Genomic DNA, 18,207 nt, shown 5'->3' with positions numbered 1-18,207 from the left:
GTCGCCATCGAGAAAAAGAGTTGTACGCGTCCCCGGGGCCTACGTGGTTCGCCGCATTCGACGAAGAATGAGCTTTTCGGAGATCTTGTCCAGGATGTAGTGCGCCGTCCGGCGAATGCGCGCGCGGCCGTTGGAAGCGTCGTAGGGAGACCTGAATTCCGCGCCGGCTTGCCGTGCGCGCTGGCTCAGGAAGGTCTCCGACATCACGCAGCGCATCTTTGCGCGCAGGGCGTCGAATGTGTCCGCATTCAGCTCCGTTGCGCCGTGCCAAGCGTGCGCCCACTTGTACTTGCGAGCCCGCTCGGCGGACTCTTCCGGGTCCGCGATCAACCAGGCCTGTGCGCCGCCGAAGAAGTCCGGATCGAGGTGGTCCCGGAACAATTTGTGCGCCGGCTCATAGCTGTCATAGAAGAAGGAATCCAGCAATTCATTGCCCGGCGAAAGCGTGCCCAAACGTTGAAGCAGCGTGTGGTTCATCGCAAAGGCATAGGTCGATATCCACTGCAGCATCGGACCCAGCGGCGTCTCCCCGGGTCTCGCGCAATCGGTGACTTCGCCGAGCATCCAGGGTCCGACATGCGGACTCAGCCATTCGGCTTCGAGGCAGAAGCGGGCGGCGCGCTGATTGCTCCAGCCGTGGCGACTCGCCACCGTGTCATTGGTGAAGATCCAGACGTCAGGCGCCTTGCCTCGCGACAGCACATCCGCCACGCCCGCATCCCATCCGCTGAACTCCCGGTTGGAGTTGTCTCCCGCAGCGACGCGCACGGCCTCGAATCCATGGCCGGTGTAGCGCTCTTCTCCCTCGCGCCTGCTGTTGTCGACGATCAACAGCGACACCTGATTGCCGTGCGATTCCAGCGTCTGGCGAAACTTGGCCAGCAACGCCATGGACAACTCACGGCTGTGAGAGCCGTACTCGAGATGAACGAGAGCGTAGTGTTTCACTTGTCCGTGCCATCAAAGTTCATTGGGGCCCCGTCGATGATGTCGTCACTGTGTTTCAAACGAATGTATCTGACCGAAACCCGACTCACAAGCGAACCCATGGTCGCGCGACGGTTGGGCCGAAGCAAGAGTTGAACCAGCAGTGGGGCTGGAGCATCATGAGGGCGCAACCAGCCAAGGTGTGTAGGCGGTTCTCTGAAACCTCTTGAAGTCGACTTCATGGAGTACTACGACACTGCTGCGGTGGAAGCGGCCATGCAATTGGCCGCGACGGCTGTAACCGCCGGACGATCGCATCCGAACTACCTCGCAGATGCTTTCGTCCAAATCCTAGAAAGGGACTTGCCATGACCACCCACGGAAGACGCTTTGCCCTCGTTGCGGGTACATCCACGCTGGGCTTGGCCATTGCCAACGCACTCGGCTGGACTCCGCGGCTCGCGGTGGCCGCGGAGGGCAAATTCGAAGTGACCCACACCGACGAAGAGTGGCGCAAGCTCTTGACGCCCAATCAGTACGAAGTCTTGCGCAAGGAGGGCACCGAGCGTCCGTATTCCAGTCCACTGAACGACGAACACCGCGAAGGCATCTTCTCGTGTGCGGGTTGCAGCCTCGACGCGTTTTCCTCGAAGACGAAATTCGACAGCAGGACAGGCTGGCCGAGCTTCTGGCAGCCTTTGCCGAACGCCGTCGGAGAGACCCAGGACAAGACGTTCGGCATGGTTCGCACGGAGGTGCATTGCCGCCGCTGCGGAGGGCACTTGGGCCACGTCTTCGATGACGGCCCGAAGCCAACCGGACTGCGGTACTGCATGAACGGCCTGGCGCTCAAGTTCACGCCGGGTGCGGCCTGATCGGTCAAAGCGAAACGCCGTGGTCCTGTTCCTCGTCGCTTACCTGGGCGGTGTGCTGACCATCCTCAGCCCCTGCATTCTTCCGGTCCTTCCGTTCGTGTTCGCGCGGGGCGATCAGCCCTTCCTGAAGAGTGGTCTGCCGCTTCTGGTGGGAATGGCGTTGACCTTTGCGGCCGTCGCGTCGCTGGCCGCAGTCGGTGGCGGATGGGCCGTGCAGGCCAACCAGTACGGGCGCTGGGTGGCGATCGTGTTGATGGCGGCATTCGGGCTCATGCTGCTGTTTCCGCAGTTGGCGGAGCATGCGACGCGCCCGTTGGTCGCCTGGGGATCCCGGCTGTCCGCGTCCGCGTCCCGTGGCGCATCGGAGGGTGGCTCTTCATCCATCGTCCCCTCCCTGCTCCTGGGTGTCGCCACCGGTTTGCTCTGGGCTCCGTGCGCGGGTCCGATCCTCGGCCTGGTGCTGACCGGCGCGGCGCTCAACGGCGCAAGTGCACAGACATCGCTGCTGCTGCTTGCCTATGCGGCAGGCGCTGCAACATCGCTGGCAGGTGCGCTGCTCATCGGTGGTCGTCTCTTCCAGGCGATGAAGCGGTCACTGGGCGCTGGCGAATGGATTCGCCGCGGTATTGGCGCGGCATTGCTCTGCGGCGTGGTTGCGATTGCGCTCGGGCTGGATACCGGGGTGTTGGCGCAGGTGTCGCTGGCAAGCACCTCCAGGTTGGAGCAGGCGCTCGTCGACAAGGTGCGACCCGCGCCGAGTGCAGCGCCCACCGAATCCGACGTGGTCACCGGCACGGACTCGACGGTGATGATGAGCGGCTCGAACGCCATGATGTCGTCTGGGCAGGTGATGAAGACCGCGGGCGCTGCCGATCTTCCCGCAGAGGGCGTGATGCCACCGCTGGACGGCGCCGTGCAGTGGCTCAACTCGGAACCGCTGACAACCGAGCAACTGCGCGGCAAGGTCGTGCTGGTCGACTTCTGGACCTACTCGTGCATCAACTGCCTGCGCGCGCTGCCCTACCTGCGTGCGTGGTCGGATAAGTACAGGGACAAGGGCCTGGTGGTCATCGGCGTGCACGCACCGGAGTTCGCGTTCGAGAAGGACGTCGGCAACGTCAAGAAGGCCGTGAAGGAGCTGAAGGTCGACTATCCGGTCGCCATCGACAACGACTATGCGATCTGGCGCGCGTTCAACAACCAGTACTGGCCGGCCCACTATTTCATCGACGCGAAGGGCAATATCCGACATCACCATTTTGGCGAGGGCGAGTACGACAAGTCCGAGCAAGTCATTCAGCAGTTGCTGGCTGAAGCCGGGTCGAGCGTGGTGCCGGGCGACCTCGTGAAGGTGAACGCCACCGGCGCTCAGGCGGCTCCCGACGAGGCCAATGTCCAGTCGCCGGAAACCTACCTCGGCTACGAGCGTGCAGAGAATTTCGCGTCTTCGGGTGGCTTCACGCGTGACAAGGTGAGTACGTACTCGACGCAGCCCAATTTGAAGTCGAACCAGTGGGCGCTGGCCGGCGAATGGGAAGTCGGCGGACAAAGCGCCGTGCTCGATCGCAGCGGCGGCCGCATCAGCTATCAATTCCATGCGCGCGATCTGCACCTGGTGTTGGGGCCGGGCAAGGATGGCAAGCCTGTCCGTTTCCGCATCCTGATCGACGGCAAGCAGCCGGGCGCCGACCACGGCGCGGACGTCGACGCGCAGGGAAACGGCATCGTGGCCGAACAACGCCTCTACCAACTTGTGCGCCAGCAAGGTAGTGTGACGAACCGCCGCTTCGACATCGAATTCCTCGACCCCGGCGCGGAAGCGTTTGCGTTCACATTCGGATGAGGTCGGACCTGCGCAAGGTCAGCCTCCGCCATCTCCCGCGCCACCCAACGCCTTCGACACAGCCACCAACCCCAACGCCAACCGGCTCGTGCTCTCCGTGTAGTCCCTTTGCGCCTGCAACCACGTGCGTTGCGCATCGAGCTGCACCAGAAAATCGGTGAGCCCATGGTCGTAGCGCACCTGCGCAAGCTGCAACGCATCGCGGCTGCTGCGCTCCCTCACCGCCAGTTGCGTATTGCGCTGACGCTCCGCCGTGTAGGCGCTCAGTGCGTCGTCGATCTCGTGCCATGCCTTGAGCACAGTCTGCTGGTAGGCGACGGCGGCCTCCTGCTGCTGCAACTCGCGCACGGTGATGGTCGAGCGTCGACGGCCGTTGTCGAAGATCGGGAGCTGCAGGCTCGGCCCGATCGACCACTGGCGGCTTCCCCACTCGCCGAAGCTGCCGTTGTCCACCGCCTGGAAGCCGAAGCTCGCACCCAGCGTGATGCGCGGATACAGATCCGCAACCGCGACGCCGATGTTCGCGGTGGCCGCATGCAGTTGGGCCTCTGCGATCTGGATGTCGGGCCGGCGCAGCGCCACTTCCGATGGCAGTCCCAGCGAAAGATCGGGCAGTGCCGCCGCCTTCATCACATCGGCCTGCGGTGCCAGTTGGGCGCGAAGCGCGCCGGGACGTTCGCCAAGCAGCAGCGTGATCTGGTTGACGGCCTGCGCCTCCTGCGCGAGGAGTGGCGGCAGATGCGAGCGCAGGTCGGCGGCTTGCGCGCTCTGGCGCGTCGTGTCGAGGTCCGTCGTCAGGCCGGCGTCGGCGCGGGCCTTGACGAGCTCCAGCGTTTCTTCTGCCGCCGCGATGTCGCTGCGCGCCAGCCGGATCTGCCGCTGCGCCGCGCGCAGCTCGAAGTAGTGGCGCGCCACCTCGGCCTGCACGCTGAGCTGCACTTGCGAGAGCATCGCGTGCGAAGCTGCGACATTGGCGTCGGCACTCTCCACCGCGCGCCGCACACGGCCCCAAAGGTCCAGCTCCCAGGACGCATCGAAGCCGGCCTGATAGAAGTTGTGCGGCTCGCTGAGCACCCGGATCAATTGTTCGCGATTGACCGGACCCAGCGCGTCGAGCAGCCGCGTCGTTTCGCCGTCCTCGCTCGCGCGCAGCCGTGTCGCGGCGGCGTTGGCGTTCACCTGGATGCCCTTTTGCGAATCGACAACCGCCAGCTGCGCGCGACTTTGCGCGAAGCGAAGGGCGGCAGTCTGCAAGTCCTGATTGGCGCCGAGCGCGCGCGCTTCCAGTGCGTCGAGCACCGGATCACCGAACACCGACCAGCCGACAGGTGCCGCCGCGACAGAGGGCTTGCTGAGCTGCGGGTCGATCAACTCCGGCGACCCGCCGTGCCATTCGGAAAAATTCGCAGGCGCTTCGGGCGTCTGCGGCTTGAAGTCGGGCCCGACGGCGCAACCGGAGAGGGATGCGGCAACAAGCATGGCGACCAGGCATGTCATGCCATGACGGGAGTAAAGCGAAGTCTTCATGGTTTGCCTTTCAACAGCATCGAGACGGGCGCAGCACGCCCGATTCCAGGAATCCCGCGGAACCGGCTTCGCCGGGCCGCTGGGATTGCCCCCGGAAGGGGGTGCCCGAGCCACACGAAGTGGGCGAGGCTGGGGGAGAGCTTTGACCCCCGCGGAACCGGCTTCGCCGGGCCGCCGGGATTGCCCCCGGCAGGGGGTGGGCGGCTACACGAAGTGAGCCAACCTGGGGGCGAGTCATACCAGTCGATGGCGGAACAGCCATGCGGCCAGCGGCAGCGTGATGGCCGCGATGACGAAAAGCGGAACCAGGTTGTGCCAGACGGCCATCAGCCCGACGCCTTCCAGATAGACGCGCTGCACGAGGTCGATGGCAAAGCGCAGCGGATTGGCCAGCGTCGCGATCTGTAGCACGCGCGGCATGTTGCTCACGGGCGTGGTCAGGCCCGACAGCAGCATCATCGGCATGATCAGCACGAAGGTGTAGAGCATGGCCTGCTGCATGTTGGCCGACACCGCCGAGATCGACAGCCCGATGCCCACGCTCGCGATGGTGAAGAACGACAGCCCGATGTAGAGCGTGACGAAGGAGCCCGCCATCGGCACCCTGAACCACAGCAGCGTGATGAGCAGCACGAGGGTGGACTGCGTGAGCCCGATCATCACCGGCGGAATGGCCTTGCCGATCATGATCTCGGTGGGTGACAGCGGCGTCACGAGCAGTTGGTCGAAGGTGCCTTGCTCCCGCTCGCGTGCCACCGAGAGCGCGGTCAGAAGCAGCGTCTGGATCATGCTGAGCGCGGCGATCATGCCGGGCATGAAGTTCCAGCGCGTCTCCAGATTGGGGTTGAACCACGCGCGCGACTCGATCGACACGGGTGCTTGAAGACCGCCGTGCCGCTGGCGCCATTCGTCGTTGAAGGCCGTCACAACCGAATTGACGAAGCCCGACGCCGAGCCCGCGGTGTTGGAGTTGCGCGCATCGATGATGACCTGGATCGGCGCCTGCTCGCCCGCGTTGAGCTGCTGTTCGAACTGCGGGCCGATCTGGATCACAACCAGCGCATCCTGTGCGTTGACGATGGGCGCGATCTCGTTCGGCGACGTGAGCGTTGCGGCACGGTGGAAGACGCCTGTGCCGTCGAGCTTGGCGATGAGCGCGGTCGATGCGCCGCTGTGGCTCTGGTCGAGCAGGGCGTAGTCGACGTGGCTCAGGTCATAGGTCGCGGCATAGCCGAAGAGCAGGCTTTGCATCAGCGCCGGCACGATCAGGATCACGCGGCTGGAAGGATCCTTGAGGATCGCCAGCAATTCCTTGCGGCAGAGGTGGGCGACGCGCCGTACGAAGTCGAGGAATGAGCCGTTCATGATCTTCAGTCAAGACTTTTGCGCGTGACGAGGCGTGCGACGGTCAGCAGCACCACCGCGTAGGCAATGAGGATCGCGCAGTTCCTGAAAATCAGCGACCACACGTTGCCCGCGAGGAAGAGGGTGCGGACCAGCTCCATGAAATAGGTCGCCGGCAGCGCGTGGCCTACGATGCGTATGACGGTCGGCACGTTGCGCAGGTCGAAGAGAAAGCCCGACAGCATCAGCGACGGAAGGAAGCTCGAAATCAGCGCGACCTGGCTCGCGAGAAACTGGTTGCGCGTGACGGACGATATGACGAGGCCCACGCCCACCGCCACCAGCAGGTACAGCATCGCGCTGACGACGATGGCGGCCAGTGATCCGTACATCGGCACCTCGAAGAGGAAGCGCGCCGCGACGAGGCACAGCAGCAGCCCGACCATGCCGATGCCGAAGTACGGAATGATCTTCGCCAACAGGATCTCCACCGGCCGAACCGGCGTGACGAACAGCGCTTCCAGCGTGCCGCGTTCCCATTCGCGCGCCATCACCAGCGCCGTGAGAAACGCGCCGACCAGCGTCATGATGAGCACGATCAGGCCCGGCACCAGATACCAGGTGCTGGTGTTGGCGCTGTTGAACCAGAGTCGTTGTTCGATGGTCACCGAGCCGACGCCGGATGTCGCGCCGGGGCTTCGTTCGGCGAGGCGCAGCGCGTTCTGCGCGAGGGCGGCGCTCGCGTAGCGCAGCACGATGCCGGCCTTGTTCGCATCGGCGCCGTGCACGATCACCTGGATGCTTGCGTCGCCGGCTGCGAGCCGACGCGAGAAGTCCGCGGGCACGCGCACGATGCCGTCGACCTTGCGCTGGCCCATCAGCGCTTCGGCCTCGTGCATGGAGGTGAGCATGACGGGCGAGATGTAGGGCGTGAGCTGGAGCCCGGCCACGGCCTGCGCGGCGGTGGGCGAGGTGTCTTCGAGCACCACGGCCATCGGCGCGTTCTTCACGTCGAGCGAGAGCCCGTAGCCGAAGATGAGGATGAGGATGATGGGCAGCAGGATGCCGATGGCGAGGCTGCTCGGATCGCGCACGAGTTGCCGCGTCTCCTTGCGCGTGAGCGCGATCAACCGTTGCCAGAAGCGGCTGTGCGTCGCGGTGGCCGGCGCGGGCGTCGTCATGCCGGTGCTCCGTGCGCCGGCGCAGCCGCAGTGCCGCGCGCTTGCGTGACGATGTCGATGAAGGCCTCCTCCATGCTGAGACGGCTGTCCGGCGCGCTGCCGGCCTGCACGCGCACTTGCTGCGGTGTTCCGATGGCAAGCAGCTTGCCCGCATCCTGGATCACGATGCGGTCGCAATACTCCGCCTCTTCCATGAAGTGAGTGGTGATGATCACCGTGACGCCCGCCTCGGCCAGCGCGGTGATGCGGCGCCAGAAGTCGCGCCGCGCCAGCGGATCAGTGCCGCTGGTGGGCTCGTCGAGGAAGAGGATCTCCGGCTCGTGGAGCAGGCCGGTGGCCATGGCGAGGCGCTGCTTGAAACCGCCGGGCAACTGGCCGCTGGTCGCGTGTTCCTGGCCGAGCAGGTCGAACTGTTGCAGCACAGTCTGCATGCGCTCGCGCAGGCGCTCGCCGCGCAATCCGTAGGCGCCGCCGAAGAACTGCAGATTCTCGGCGACGGTGAGGTTGCCGTAGAGCGCAAACTTCTGCGAGACGTAGCCGATTCTTCCGCGAGCCTGCGCGCGCGCGGTGCGCAGGTTCATGCCGGCCACTTGCAGGAAACCGCTGCTGGCCGGCAGCAGTCCGCAGAGCATGCGGAAAGTGGTCGTCTTGCCCGCGCCGTTGGGACCGAGCAGCCCGAAGATCTCGCCACGCCGCACGTCGAAACTGGTGCTCGCGACGGCGGTGAAGTCGCCGAACTTGCGAACGAGGTCCTTCACCTGGATGACGACTTCCTGGGTGTCGGCGGAGGGGGGTGCGGTTTCGGTGGCTGCGTGTGCGGTGGTTGCGGTCGTATCGGTCGTATCGGTCGTGGCCTTTTGTTGCGCGCGCAGCAGCACCATGAAGCCGTCTTCGAGACGCGCGGGCACGGGCTCTGCGGGCGCGCCGTCGAGCAGCGTCCTCACGGACTCGGCATCTGCGTCGGGCCGACGGATGAATCGCACTTCGCCGCCTTGCGGAACGGCATCGATGATCGACGCGGGCGCATCGAGCAAACGGGCCTGCAAGGTGCGCGGGGCCGTGCCGCGAGGCGGTGTCGTGACGTAGCAGAGGTCCTTCGCGTTGTCGCGTATTTGCGCGGGTGCGCCTTGCGCGATCAGCTTGCCGCCTTGCAGCACGAAGACTTGCGCGCAGCGCTCGGCCTCGTCGAGGTAGGCGGTGCTCACGATGACCGACAGGTGCTCGTCGTCGACCAACTCCTGCACGATCTCCCACAGTTCGCGCCGCGAGAGCGGATCGACGCCGACCGTAGGCTCGTCGAGCAGCAGCAGGGCGGGCGAGCGCACCAGCGTGCAGGCGAGGCCGAGCTTCTGTTTCATGCCGCCCGAGAGCTTGCCGGCGAGGCGCGACGTGAATCGGCCCAGGTCGGTCATTTCCATCAGGCGCGCGTAGCGTTCGCGCCGCTGCGCCTTGCTCACACCGTGCAGATCCGCATAAAGGTCGAGGTTCTCCTGCACGCTCAGGTCTTCATAGAGGCCGAAGCGCTGCGGCATGTAGCTGATTCGGTCCTGAACCGATTGAGGATCCTTCGCCACGTCGATGCCGAGCACGTCCATCGATCCCTGGTCGGCGCGCATCAGGCCGGCGGCGAGGCGCAGCAGCGTGGTCTTGCCCGCGCCGTCGGGGCCGACCAGCGCGGTGAGCTTGCCGGATGGCACTTCGAGCGAGACGTCGTCGAGCGCGCGGACCGTTTCAGGCGCCCCCTTGACCTCGAAGCGCTTGTGCAGGCCGCGACCCGCAAGCGCTGGCGCGGCGGCTTCCATCAGGGCTTGCTCCCCGCGTCGGCGCTGCCGTCGAGCGCAAGGCGCACAGTGACCGGCATGCCGAGCCGCAGGCGGTCATCGGGGTCGTCGGCCAGCACGCGGATCTCGTAGACGAGGCTGCTGCGCAGTTCCTCGGTCTGCACGGTCTTGGGAGTGAACTCCGCAACCGAGGAGATGTAGCCGACCTTGCCCTGCAAGGGCTGGCCCGGATGGCTGTCGGTGCTCAGCGTCGCCACCATCCCGGGCCTGATGTGACCGAGGTCGGCTTCCGTCACGTAGGCGCGGACCCATTTGGGATCCGTGATGGCGAGCGTGAAGACCGGGCGCTGCGGTGATGCCATGTCGCCCGGTTCCATCAGCCGCGCACGCACCACGGCGTCAATCGGCGCCTTGAGTTGTGCTTCCTGGAGCTGGTGCTTGAGCACCGCGAGGGCCGCGACCGCGACGTCGAGTTGCGCCTGCGCCTGCGCGATGTCTTCCTTGCGTGGTCCGGTCACGACGAGCTGCTGCGCCTTGCGTGCGTTCTCGAGCTGGGCTTGCGCGACTTTCTGGCGAGCCTGGGCGGCATCGAGATCCTGCTGGCTCACGGCACGGCCCGCGGTGGTCTGGCGGATGGATTGCAGGCGCTCGAGCTGCTGCCGAGCCAGTTCGGCATCGGCCTGAGCGGCGGCGACCTGGGCGCGGGACTGGGCGATTTCCTCCGGCCGGCTGCCGGTCTTCAACCGTTGCAGCACCTGCGTCTGCGCGGCGATCTGCGCCTCGGCCTGCGCGGCCTGCAGTTGCAGCGTGCGTGTGTCGAGCTCGCCGAGCACCTGGCCGGCCTTGACGCGATCGCCTTCCTGCACGTTCAGCCGGGCGATGCGCTCGCTGCCGTTGAAGGCGAGCGACACCTGTCGAAGGTCGACGTTGCCGTACAGCACGAGCTTGTGCGGATCGGACGGCTGGCGGTTGAAGTACCACGCGGCGAAAGCGGCGCCCACGAGCAGGACGATGGCGCCCACGATGATCGGCTTCTTGTTCATGGTCTCTCTTGCGGCCCCCGTGACGGTCTGCAGTCGATGAAGTAGACTCGATCATATCGAATTTGAATTCCAATTCAAACTGCCATATTGTGCTCAGGGTTACCAGATGCGAGCGACAGCGAAGAAGCGATCCACGATGCCTGCCAGGCGTGCGCCGCGGCCCGACGGCGACGCGACGCGCCTGCTTCTGATCGAAACCGCGGGGCAGGTCTTTGCCGAACGCGGGTACGCCGAGGCCACCAGCAAGGAAATCTGCGAGCGCGCCGGCACGCCGCTGGCGTCGGTCAACTATCACTTCGGCAGCCGCGACGGCTTGTACGAAGCTGTGCTCATCGCGGCGCATCAGCAGGTGGTCGGCCTCGAGGACCTGGTGGCGGTAGCGGGAGACATCGACGACCCGGTGTTGAAGCTGCGCACGGTGCTCAAGCATCTCGTCCGGCTCGCGACGCGTGCTGCAGCGCCGTGGGGATTTCGCGTTGTGCTGCGTGAGGTCATGACGCCGTCGACCGCGATGCCCGCACTGATCGAGAAGGCCATCCGTCCGAAGGCAGGCTTCATGCTGGGGCTGGTCAGCAGCGCGATGGGGCTGCCGCCGGAACACCCGACCGTTCAGCGCGGGCTGATCTTTGCATTGCTGCCTTGTCTCGCCATCATGGTCGTGCCGAAGGAGATTCCGGAAAAACTGTTGCCGGCGCTTGGAAGAGAAAGCGATGGGCTGCCCGAGGAGCTCATGTGCTACGTGATGGCAGGGCTGGAAGCGATGGCGCGTGCGCAGCAGACAAGCGCCAAGACGAAAGAGAAGGCTAAGAAGAACCCGGATCGCCGGGAGCGCCCGCCTGCGCGAGCAGCCACGCGCGAAAAAGCCTGAGTGCGGGTCGTTCGTCCTGCGTGGCGGGCATCACCAGGTAGTAGCTGCGCTCGCCGCGCAATGGCCGGTCGCAGGCCACGACCAATTCACCGCGCGCCAATTCCGCCTCGATCAGCATGCGCGGGATCAGGGCCACGCCGAGGCCGTGCGCAGCGGCAATCGCCAGCATCGAGAACAGTTCGTAGCGCGGACCGCTGTGGGCACGCGGCGCGTCGACGTGCTGCGCGTCGAACCACTGGCGCCAGCCGTCGGGGCGCGTGCTCTGTTGCAGCAGCGGCATCCGCGCCACCGCAGCGGGCGATAGCGGCTTGCGGCCTGCGAGCAGGGCGGGACTGCACACGGGCACGACATCCTCGTTGAGCAATACCGTGGATTGCGTGCCGGCCCAGTTGGCCGTCTGCGAGGCCGTGCCGGCATAGATCGCGGCATCGAAGGGCGTGTCGTTGAACAGAAAGGGACGCGTGCGCGTCTCGATGTGCACCGTGATGTCCGGATGCTTCGCCGCGAATTCCGGCAGGCGCGGAATCAGCCAGCGCGTCGCGAAGGTCGGCACCGCCGCGAGCTGGAGTGACCCGCCCTGGCCCTGCCGCGCCATTGCGTCGAGCGTGTCGCGCTCCATGGTGTCGAGTTGCCGCGCGATCTGGCGGGCGTAGTCGGCGCCGGCGGGCGTGAGCGCGACGCCGTGGCGCGTGCGGCGGAACAGCGCCATCCCCAGGAAGTCCTCCAGCGCGGTGATCTGGCGCGACACGGCGCTCTGGGTCAGCGCCAGTTCCTGCGCTGCGCGCGTGTAGCTTTCATGGCGGGCGGCGGCCTCGAAGCAGATCAAGGCCTGGGTCGAAGGGATCTTGCGGCGCATGGTATGCGAAGCCTACATAGTTGAATACGGCTGGAGCCAATGAGGCGGTGCCGGCGTATTGTGCTTTGAAGTGCAGGAAACGAATAACTGGGTGTCGAATCGTCGTTTGCGCTCGCGATGCCCCGCGCTTACGATGACGCCCAACCTCAGCACTTCACCCTCGGAGACTACGCACATGGCCAAGCACGCCGCATTTCATTGGGACGATCCGCTCCTGCTCGATCAACAGCTCACGGACGAAGAGCGCATGGTGCGCGATGCCGCCAACGCCTATTGCCAGGAGCGCCTCGCACCGCGCGTGCTCGAAGGCTTCCGCAACGGCGAGACCGATCCGGCGATCTTCCGCGAGATGGGCGCGCTCGGCCTGCTGGGCCCGACCATCCCCGAGCAGTACGGCGGCCCCGGTCTCAACTACGTCTCCTACGGCCTGATCGCCCGCGAAGTCGAGCGCGTGGATTCGGGCTACCGTTCCATGGCGAGTGTGCAGAGCTCCCTCGTGATGGTGCCGATCAATGAATTCGGCACCGAAGCGCAGAAGCAGAAGTACCTGCCCAAGCTCGCCACCGGCGAATGGATCGGCTGCTTCGGTCTGACCGAGCCCGATCACGGCTCCGATCCCGGCAGCATGGTCACGCGCGCCAAGAAGGTGCCGGGCGGCTACTCGCTCAGCGGCGCCAAGATGTGGATCAGCAACAGCCCGATCGCCGATGTCTTCGTGGTCTGGGCCAAGGAAGTCAGCGAAACCGGCGCCGTCGGCCCGATCCGCGGCTTCGTGCTCGACAAGGGCGCCAAGGGCCTCAGCGCGCCGGCGATTCACGGCAAGGTCGGCCTGCGCGCCTCGATCACCGGCGAAATCGTGATGGACAACGTTTTCTGCCCGGAAGAGAACGCCTTCCCCGAAGTGCAGGGGCTCAAAGGTCCGTTCACCTGCCTCAACAGCGCTCGCTACGGCATCTCGTGGGGCGCGCTCGGCGCGGCCGAAGACTGCTGGCACCGTGCACGCACCTACACGCTCGAACGCAAGCAGTTCGGCCGCCCCCTCGCCGCCAACCAGCTCATCCAGAAGAAGCTGGCCGACATGCAGACGGAGATCACGCTGGGCCTGCAAGGCTGCCTGCGCCTGGGCCGCATGAAGGATGAGGGCACCGCGTCGGTCGAAGTGACCTCGCTGCTCAAGCGCAACTCCTGCGGCAAGGCGCTGGACATCGCGCGACTGGCACGGGACATGATGGGCGGCAACGGCATCAGCGATGAGTTCGGCGTGGCGCGGCACCTGGTCAACCTCGAAGTGGTGAACACCTACGAAGGCACGCACGATATCCATGCGCTGATTCTTGGTCGCGCCCAGACCGGTATCGCGGCTTTCGCAAACTGATGTCTGCCCCCGCCGCCACGCAAGGCGCCCTCGCGGGCCTCAAGGTCCTGGACCTCTCCCGCGTGCTCGCGGGGCCGTGGTGCACCCAGATCCTCGCGGACCTGGGTGCGGACGTCATCAAGATCGAGCGCCCCGGCGTCGGTGACGACACCCGAACCTGGGGGCCGCCCTTCCTGAAGGACGCCGAAGGCAAGGACACCCACCAGGCGACCTACTTCACCGCCTGCAACCGCAACAAGCGCTCAGTCACCATCGACATGGCGACGCCCGAGGGCCAGGCGCTGCTCAAGCAGATGGCGGCGCAGAGCGACATCGTGGTCGAGAACTTCAAGACCGGCGGGCTCAAGCAATACGGGCTCGACCATGAAAGCCTGCGCGCCGCGAACCCGCGCCTCATCTACTGCAGCGTGACCGGCTTCGGCCACGACGGCCCGCATGCCTCTCGCGCCGGCTATGACCTGATGATCCAGGCCACCACCGGCATGATGAGCATCACCGGCCGTCCCGACGATGTGCCCGGCGGCGGCCCGCTGCGCGTCGGTGTGGCGCTCACCGACCTCTTCACCGGCGTCTATGCCAGCACGGCGATCCTGGCGGCGCTGGAAGTGCGACACCGCACCGGCGAGGGCCAGCACATCGACATGGCCCTGCTCGACGTCGGCATGGCGATCCTCGCCAACCAGGCCAGCGCATTTCTCAACACCGGCGTTGCGCCGCAGCGCCAGGGCAACAGCCATCCGAGCCTGGCGCCATACCAGGACTTCCGCACCAAGGATGGCTCGATGCTGCTTGCCATCGGCAACAACGGCCAGTTCGCGCGCTTCTGCGAAGCCGCCGGCCATGCCGAGTGGGCCAGCGACCCGCGCTACGCCACCAACCCGCTGCGCGTGAAACACCGCGAGGTGTTGATTCCGCAGATGGAAGTCGTGACGCGAACGCGCACCACCGCGGAATGGATAGCGCTGCTCGAAGACAAGGCCGTCCCTTGTGGGCCGATCAACGACATCGCTCAGGCCTTCGAAGACGAACAGGTCAAGGCCCGCGGCCTCGCGGTGAGCCTGCCGCGCGATGCGGGCGACGGCATCGACCAGATCGTCGGCGTCGCGAGCCCGGTGCGTCTGCAGGGCACACCGCCGGTGCTGCGCAATGCCCCGCCTGCATTGGGGCAGCACACCGACGAGGTGTTGGCCGAAATGGGCATCGACGAGAGACGCCGCGCTGCGCTGCGCGAGGCGGGCGTGGTGTGAACCACGCGGGCACGGCCGGCACGCAGCGCGCGACGCGTGCGGCCGCCGCGCCCGCGCCCGACACGCTGACGCCGGCGGATCGCTACGAGGAACTCTTCGTCGCGGTCCAGACGGGCCACGTCTTCGCCGACAGCAAGACCTTCGTCGACTGCGCGCCGCGCATGGACCCGGCGGCCATCCTCGCGGCCTACCGCGCGCAATCCGCGCAGCCCGGCTTCGATCTCGCCGCCTTCGTGCATGCGCATTTCGATGTGATCCAGCAGGCAGCTTCCGACTACGTCTCGGTGCCCGGGCAGCCCATCGGCGCACACATCGCCGATCTCTGGCCGGTATTGACGCGGCACCCGCAGGCGCATCCGCCGCGGTCTTCGCTGCTGCAACTTCCCCATGCCTACATCGTGCCGGGCGGACGTTTTCGCGAAATCTACTATTGGGATTCGTACTTCACTTTGCTGGGGCTGAACGGCGAGAAACACGAAGGCCACGCGCAACTCATGCGCGACATGCTGGAGAACTTCGCCTACCTCATCGACACGTACGGCCATGTGCCGAACGGCAATCGCATCTACTACCTGAGCCGATCGCAGCCGCCCGTGTTCGCCCTCATGGTCGAGCTGGCGCAGCAGCGTGGTGTCGCGCACGCGGTCGACTTCCTGCCACAGCTTCGGAAGGAGCATGCGTTCTGGATGAAAGGCAGCGACGGCCTGGCGGAAGGGCAGTGCGCGCGCCGCGTGGTGCGCATGGCCGACGGCGCGCTGCTCAATCGCTACTGGGACGAGCGCGATACGCCGCGCGAGGAGTCATGGCTCGAAGACATGACGACGGCGCAGTCTTGCGAGCGCGATCCGTCCGAGCTTTTCCGCGACATCCGCGCGGCATGCGAATCGGGCTGGGACTTCAGCACGCGCTGGCTGCGTTCGCCGCCGCCGCCGCGCGACGGGCAGCGCCGCCGCTCGCACGTCCGCGCCGGATCATCGCCATCGCTGGCGAGCATCTGCACCACCGAGATCCTTCCGGTGGACCTCAATGCCTTGCTCTACAAACTGGAGGCGATGATTGCAGCGCTGTCCGAACAGGCGGGGGACGCCGCGACTCAACGGGCCTTTGCACAGCGGGCTGAAGCGCGCAAGGCGGCGATCGCCAGGTACTTCTGGGACCCGGACCGCAACGCCTATTTCGACTACGACTGGCGCCGCGACGAACGGCGCGACTGCCTGACCGCCGCGAGCGTCGTTCCCCTGTTCGTCGGCGCCGCCGAGCCTGCGCACGGACAGGCGATGGGCGATACCGTCTCGCGCAGGCTGCTGGCGCACGGCGGCCTCTCGACCACCGAATGCGGCAGCGACCAGCAGTGGGACCAGCCCAACGGCTGGGCGGCCTTGCAATGGATGGCGGTACAGGGATTGGCCGCCTATGGGCATGAGGATCTTTCGCGCACCATTGCCAGACGCTGGCTCGCGACTGTGGCGGCGATCTACGAACGTGAAGGCAAGCTGGTGGAGAAATACGCGTTGCGCCGCGTCGAGCACGAAGACACCGAAGGCGGTCACGGCGGCGAGTACCCGTTGCAGGACGGCTTCGGCTGGACCAACGGTGTCACCGCCGCCTTGCTTGCGGCGCATCCACAGCACACGGCGCATGCCTGCGTCGCCAGTTCCAAGGCGCCGACGCATCGCTGATCGGCGCGTGGTCCTGCAGCAGCGCCGGAATCTCGCTGCGGCCGACGCCCAGGTCATGCAGTTCGCGCTCGCTCATCGCGCGCAGCAGGCGGCGATCCTGCCGCGCACGCCGCGCGTTGCGGAGCGACTCCAGAACGACGACGAAAAGGGCGGGCTTTGACGACGACATGAATGGCTCCTGGAATGGGATGCCATCTTGCAAGCCTGTGCGGGATTGTGGAAGTTGAGAATTCCAACGCCTATGATCAGCTTTCCTGATGAGACAGCTCAACCTCGACCAACTCCGCACGCTGGTGTCGATCACCGACCTCGGCACCTTCTCCGCCGCCGCGAAGGCACTGCATCTGGCTCAGCCGACGGTGAGCCTTCATATCAGCGAACTCGAATCGCGCCTTGGCGCGCGGTTGGTCGTGCGCGGAAATCGGCGGGTGACGCCCACGCCGGCGGGCGCCGCGCTGGTCGAGCGCGCGCGACGCTTGCTGCGCGATGCCGACGATGCCGTCGATGCGGTGCGGCGCCAGGCCGAAGGGCGGATGGGGCGCGTGAGACTGGGCACGTCGACCGGCGTGGTGGTCGATCTGCTCCCGCAGGTGCTCGAGGCGCTGGAGGCGAGCCATGCGGGCATCGACGTCGAAGTCGTCATCCTCGGTTCGAGCGAAGCCATGTCGCGCCTCGCGATGGGGACGCTCGACATCGGCCTGGTGGCGGTGCCGCAGCCGCCGATGCGCGACCTCGTGGTCACGCGCTGGCGCAGTCAGCCGATGATGGCCTTCGTCCCGCGAAAGTGGATGGCGCCCAAGCGCGTCACGCCGCAATGGCTGGCGCAGCGGCCGCTCATCTTCAATGACGCGAGGACGCACATGTACCACCTCTCGATGCAGTGGTTCGCCGCCGCTGGCGAATCGCCGCGCCCGCGCATCGAGCTGAATTTCGACGCGGCAATGCACAGTCTCGTGGCCGCGGGCTACGGCGCCGCGGTGCTGCCGGTCAACCCGAGCGTCGATGCGAAGGCCGATCCGCGAGTGCAGGTGCTTCCGCTGAGCCCGAAGCTCACGCGCCACCTGGGCATCGCGCATCGGCCGTCGCTCGACGGCGCAACCGAAACCGTGTTGAAGATCCTTTCGACCTTCAGCCAGCGTTAGCGCGCGTGGCGCTCGAAGGACTCAGACGCCGCGTCCCGCCACGGCCAGCGCCATGACGATCACGCCAAGCAGCAGGTTGATGCGGACCAGCTTGCGAATCAGGTCGAGCGACGCCGCCGCGACCGGCCATTCGCGCGCCGCGACCGCGCGTTTCAGTCGCGGATAGGGTGCGAAGCGGATGTGCAGGTAGATCGCCATCATGAACAGCCCCAGGCCGAACATGAGGTTCACGTTCCAGGGAAGATGGGCGAACCCGCCGGCCCGCCAGATGAGCCCGAGGCCGGATGCGAGCAACACGATGATGGCCGCCCAGACGCCTGCGAAAAAGCGGGCGAGCGTGTCGGCCATGAAGGGCAGGCGCTGTGGCGGATCGAGCTTTGCCACAGCCGCCGGTCGCACCGCGAAGTGCATGAGCGCCATGCCGCCGACCCAGAAAGCGGCGGCCACGATGTGGAGGAAGAGAAGGGTCGGGACAAGAAGCGGCATGTTGAGCATGGCGAAGCGTAGACCAGATCGCCC

At 66.2% G+C, this 18,207-nt stretch carries 16 protein-coding genes; 7 read left to right on the top strand and 9 right to left on the bottom strand.

Annotation, left to right across the window (positions count from 1 at the left end):
* Nucleotides 1-39: 39 nt before the first annotated feature.
* The gene (locus AC1DHL_RS19355) at nucleotides 40-948 is read right to left on the bottom strand and encodes a hypothetical protein (protein WP_478163026.1); all 909 of its coding nucleotides are present in this window, start codon (nucleotides 946-948) and stop codon (nucleotides 40-42) included.
* Between the two features lie 347 nt (nucleotides 949-1,295).
* On the opposite strand from AC1DHL_RS19355, the gene msrB reads away from it, so the two are divergent.
* A complete protein-coding gene (gene msrB / locus AC1DHL_RS19350; protein ID WP_478104221.1) occupies nucleotides 1,296-1,802 on the top strand; it encodes a peptide-methionine (R)-S-oxide reductase MsrB in 507 nt (168 codons plus the stop codon).
* A gap of 19 nt (nucleotides 1,803-1,821) precedes the next feature.
* The gene (locus AC1DHL_RS19345) at nucleotides 1,822-3,645 is read left to right on the top strand and encodes a cytochrome c biogenesis protein DipZ (RefSeq protein WP_478163025.1); all 1,824 of its coding nucleotides are present in this window, start codon (nucleotides 1,822-1,824) and stop codon (nucleotides 3,643-3,645) included.
* A gap of 18 nt (nucleotides 3,646-3,663) precedes the next feature.
* On the opposite strand, the gene AC1DHL_RS19340 is transcribed toward AC1DHL_RS19345, so the two are convergent.
* From AC1DHL_RS19340 to AC1DHL_RS19320, 5 genes are all read right to left on the bottom strand, one after another.
* On the bottom strand, nucleotides 3,664-5,172 hold the full coding sequence (locus AC1DHL_RS19340; protein WP_478163024.1) for an efflux transporter outer membrane subunit: 1,509 nt from the start codon (nucleotides 5,170-5,172) through the stop codon (nucleotides 3,664-3,666).
* Between the two features lie 234 nt (nucleotides 5,173-5,406).
* Nucleotides 5,407-6,537 carry an ABC transporter permease gene (locus tag AC1DHL_RS19335; protein WP_478104224.1) on the bottom strand — a complete coding sequence of 377 codons (1,131 nt, stop codon included), beginning with the start codon at nucleotides 6,535-6,537 and terminating at the stop codon, nucleotides 5,407-5,409.
* A gap of 5 nt (nucleotides 6,538-6,542) precedes the next feature.
* Entirely contained in the window at nucleotides 6,543-7,697 is a 1,155-nt protein-coding gene (locus AC1DHL_RS19330; protein WP_478163023.1) for an ABC transporter permease, read from the bottom strand.
* The gene (locus AC1DHL_RS19325) at nucleotides 7,694-9,499 is read right to left on the bottom strand and encodes an ATP-binding cassette domain-containing protein (protein ID WP_478163022.1); all 1,806 of its coding nucleotides are present in this window, start codon (nucleotides 9,497-9,499) and stop codon (nucleotides 7,694-7,696) included. Before AC1DHL_RS19325 ends, AC1DHL_RS19330 begins: the two co-directional genes overlap by 4 nt.
* Nucleotides 9,499-10,521, bottom strand: a complete 1,023-nt coding sequence (locus tag AC1DHL_RS19320) for an HlyD family secretion protein (RefSeq protein ID WP_478163021.1) — start codon at nucleotides 10,519-10,521, stop codon at nucleotides 9,499-9,501. The genes AC1DHL_RS19325 and AC1DHL_RS19320 overlap by 1 nt, the downstream gene beginning before the upstream one ends.
* Before the next feature lie 136 nt (nucleotides 10,522-10,657).
* On the opposite strand from AC1DHL_RS19320, the gene AC1DHL_RS19315 reads away from it, so the two are divergent.
* Nucleotides 10,658-11,389, top strand: a complete 732-nt coding sequence (locus AC1DHL_RS19315; protein WP_478163020.1) for a TetR/AcrR family transcriptional regulator — start codon at nucleotides 10,658-10,660, stop codon at nucleotides 11,387-11,389.
* Here AC1DHL_RS19315 and AC1DHL_RS19310 read toward each other — a convergent pair.
* Entirely contained in the window at nucleotides 11,325-12,245 is a 921-nt protein-coding gene (locus AC1DHL_RS19310; protein ID WP_478163019.1) for a LysR substrate-binding domain-containing protein, read from the bottom strand. The two genes, AC1DHL_RS19315 and AC1DHL_RS19310, sit on opposite strands and share 65 nt — an antisense overlap.
* 175 nt (nucleotides 12,246-12,420) lie before the next feature.
* Between AC1DHL_RS19310 and AC1DHL_RS19305 the strand changes: the two genes are divergently transcribed.
* From AC1DHL_RS19305 to treF, 3 genes are read left to right on the top strand one after another with little or no spacing between them, the layout of a single operon-like run.
* Nucleotides 12,421-13,620, top strand: coding sequence for an acyl-CoA dehydrogenase (locus AC1DHL_RS19305; protein WP_478163018.1), 1,200 nt, complete (start codon nucleotides 12,421-12,423; stop codon nucleotides 13,618-13,620).
* Nucleotides 13,620-14,867: a CaiB/BaiF CoA transferase family protein gene (locus tag AC1DHL_RS19300; RefSeq protein ID WP_478163017.1), complete on the top strand. Its 1,248-nt coding sequence runs from the start codon at nucleotides 13,620-13,622 to the stop codon at nucleotides 14,865-14,867. The genes AC1DHL_RS19305 and AC1DHL_RS19300 overlap by 1 nt, the downstream gene beginning before the upstream one ends.
* Nucleotides 14,864-16,546 (top strand): alpha,alpha-trehalase TreF, encoded by a 1,683-nt coding sequence (gene treF, locus AC1DHL_RS19295; protein ID WP_478163016.1) that lies wholly within the window; start codon nucleotides 14,864-14,866, stop codon nucleotides 16,544-16,546. The genes AC1DHL_RS19300 and treF overlap by 4 nt, the downstream gene beginning before the upstream one ends.
* On the opposite strand, the gene AC1DHL_RS19290 is transcribed toward treF, so the two are convergent.
* A complete protein-coding gene (locus tag AC1DHL_RS19290) occupies nucleotides 16,464-16,715 on the bottom strand; it encodes a DUF1127 domain-containing protein (protein ID WP_478104237.1) in 252 nt (83 codons plus the stop codon). The two genes, treF and AC1DHL_RS19290, sit on opposite strands and share 83 nt — an antisense overlap.
* Before the next feature lie 88 nt (nucleotides 16,716-16,803).
* On the opposite strand from AC1DHL_RS19290, the gene AC1DHL_RS19285 reads away from it, so the two are divergent.
* Nucleotides 16,804-17,688, top strand: a complete 885-nt coding sequence (locus AC1DHL_RS19285; RefSeq protein ID WP_478163015.1) for a LysR family transcriptional regulator — start codon at nucleotides 16,804-16,806, stop codon at nucleotides 17,686-17,688.
* A gap of 21 nt (nucleotides 17,689-17,709) precedes the next feature.
* Here AC1DHL_RS19285 and AC1DHL_RS19280 read toward each other — a convergent pair whose 3' ends face one another.
* The gene (locus AC1DHL_RS19280) at nucleotides 17,710-18,174 is read right to left on the bottom strand and encodes a CopD family protein (protein ID WP_478104239.1); all 465 of its coding nucleotides are present in this window, start codon (nucleotides 18,172-18,174) and stop codon (nucleotides 17,710-17,712) included.
* Between the last annotated feature and the right edge of the window lie 33 nt (nucleotides 18,175-18,207).

It is taken from the genome of Variovorax sp. 10L426, from assembly GCF_056395305.1.
The sequence above is the reverse complement of the archived record's forward strand: the minus strand, read 5'-3'. Positions and strand labels throughout refer to the sequence as shown.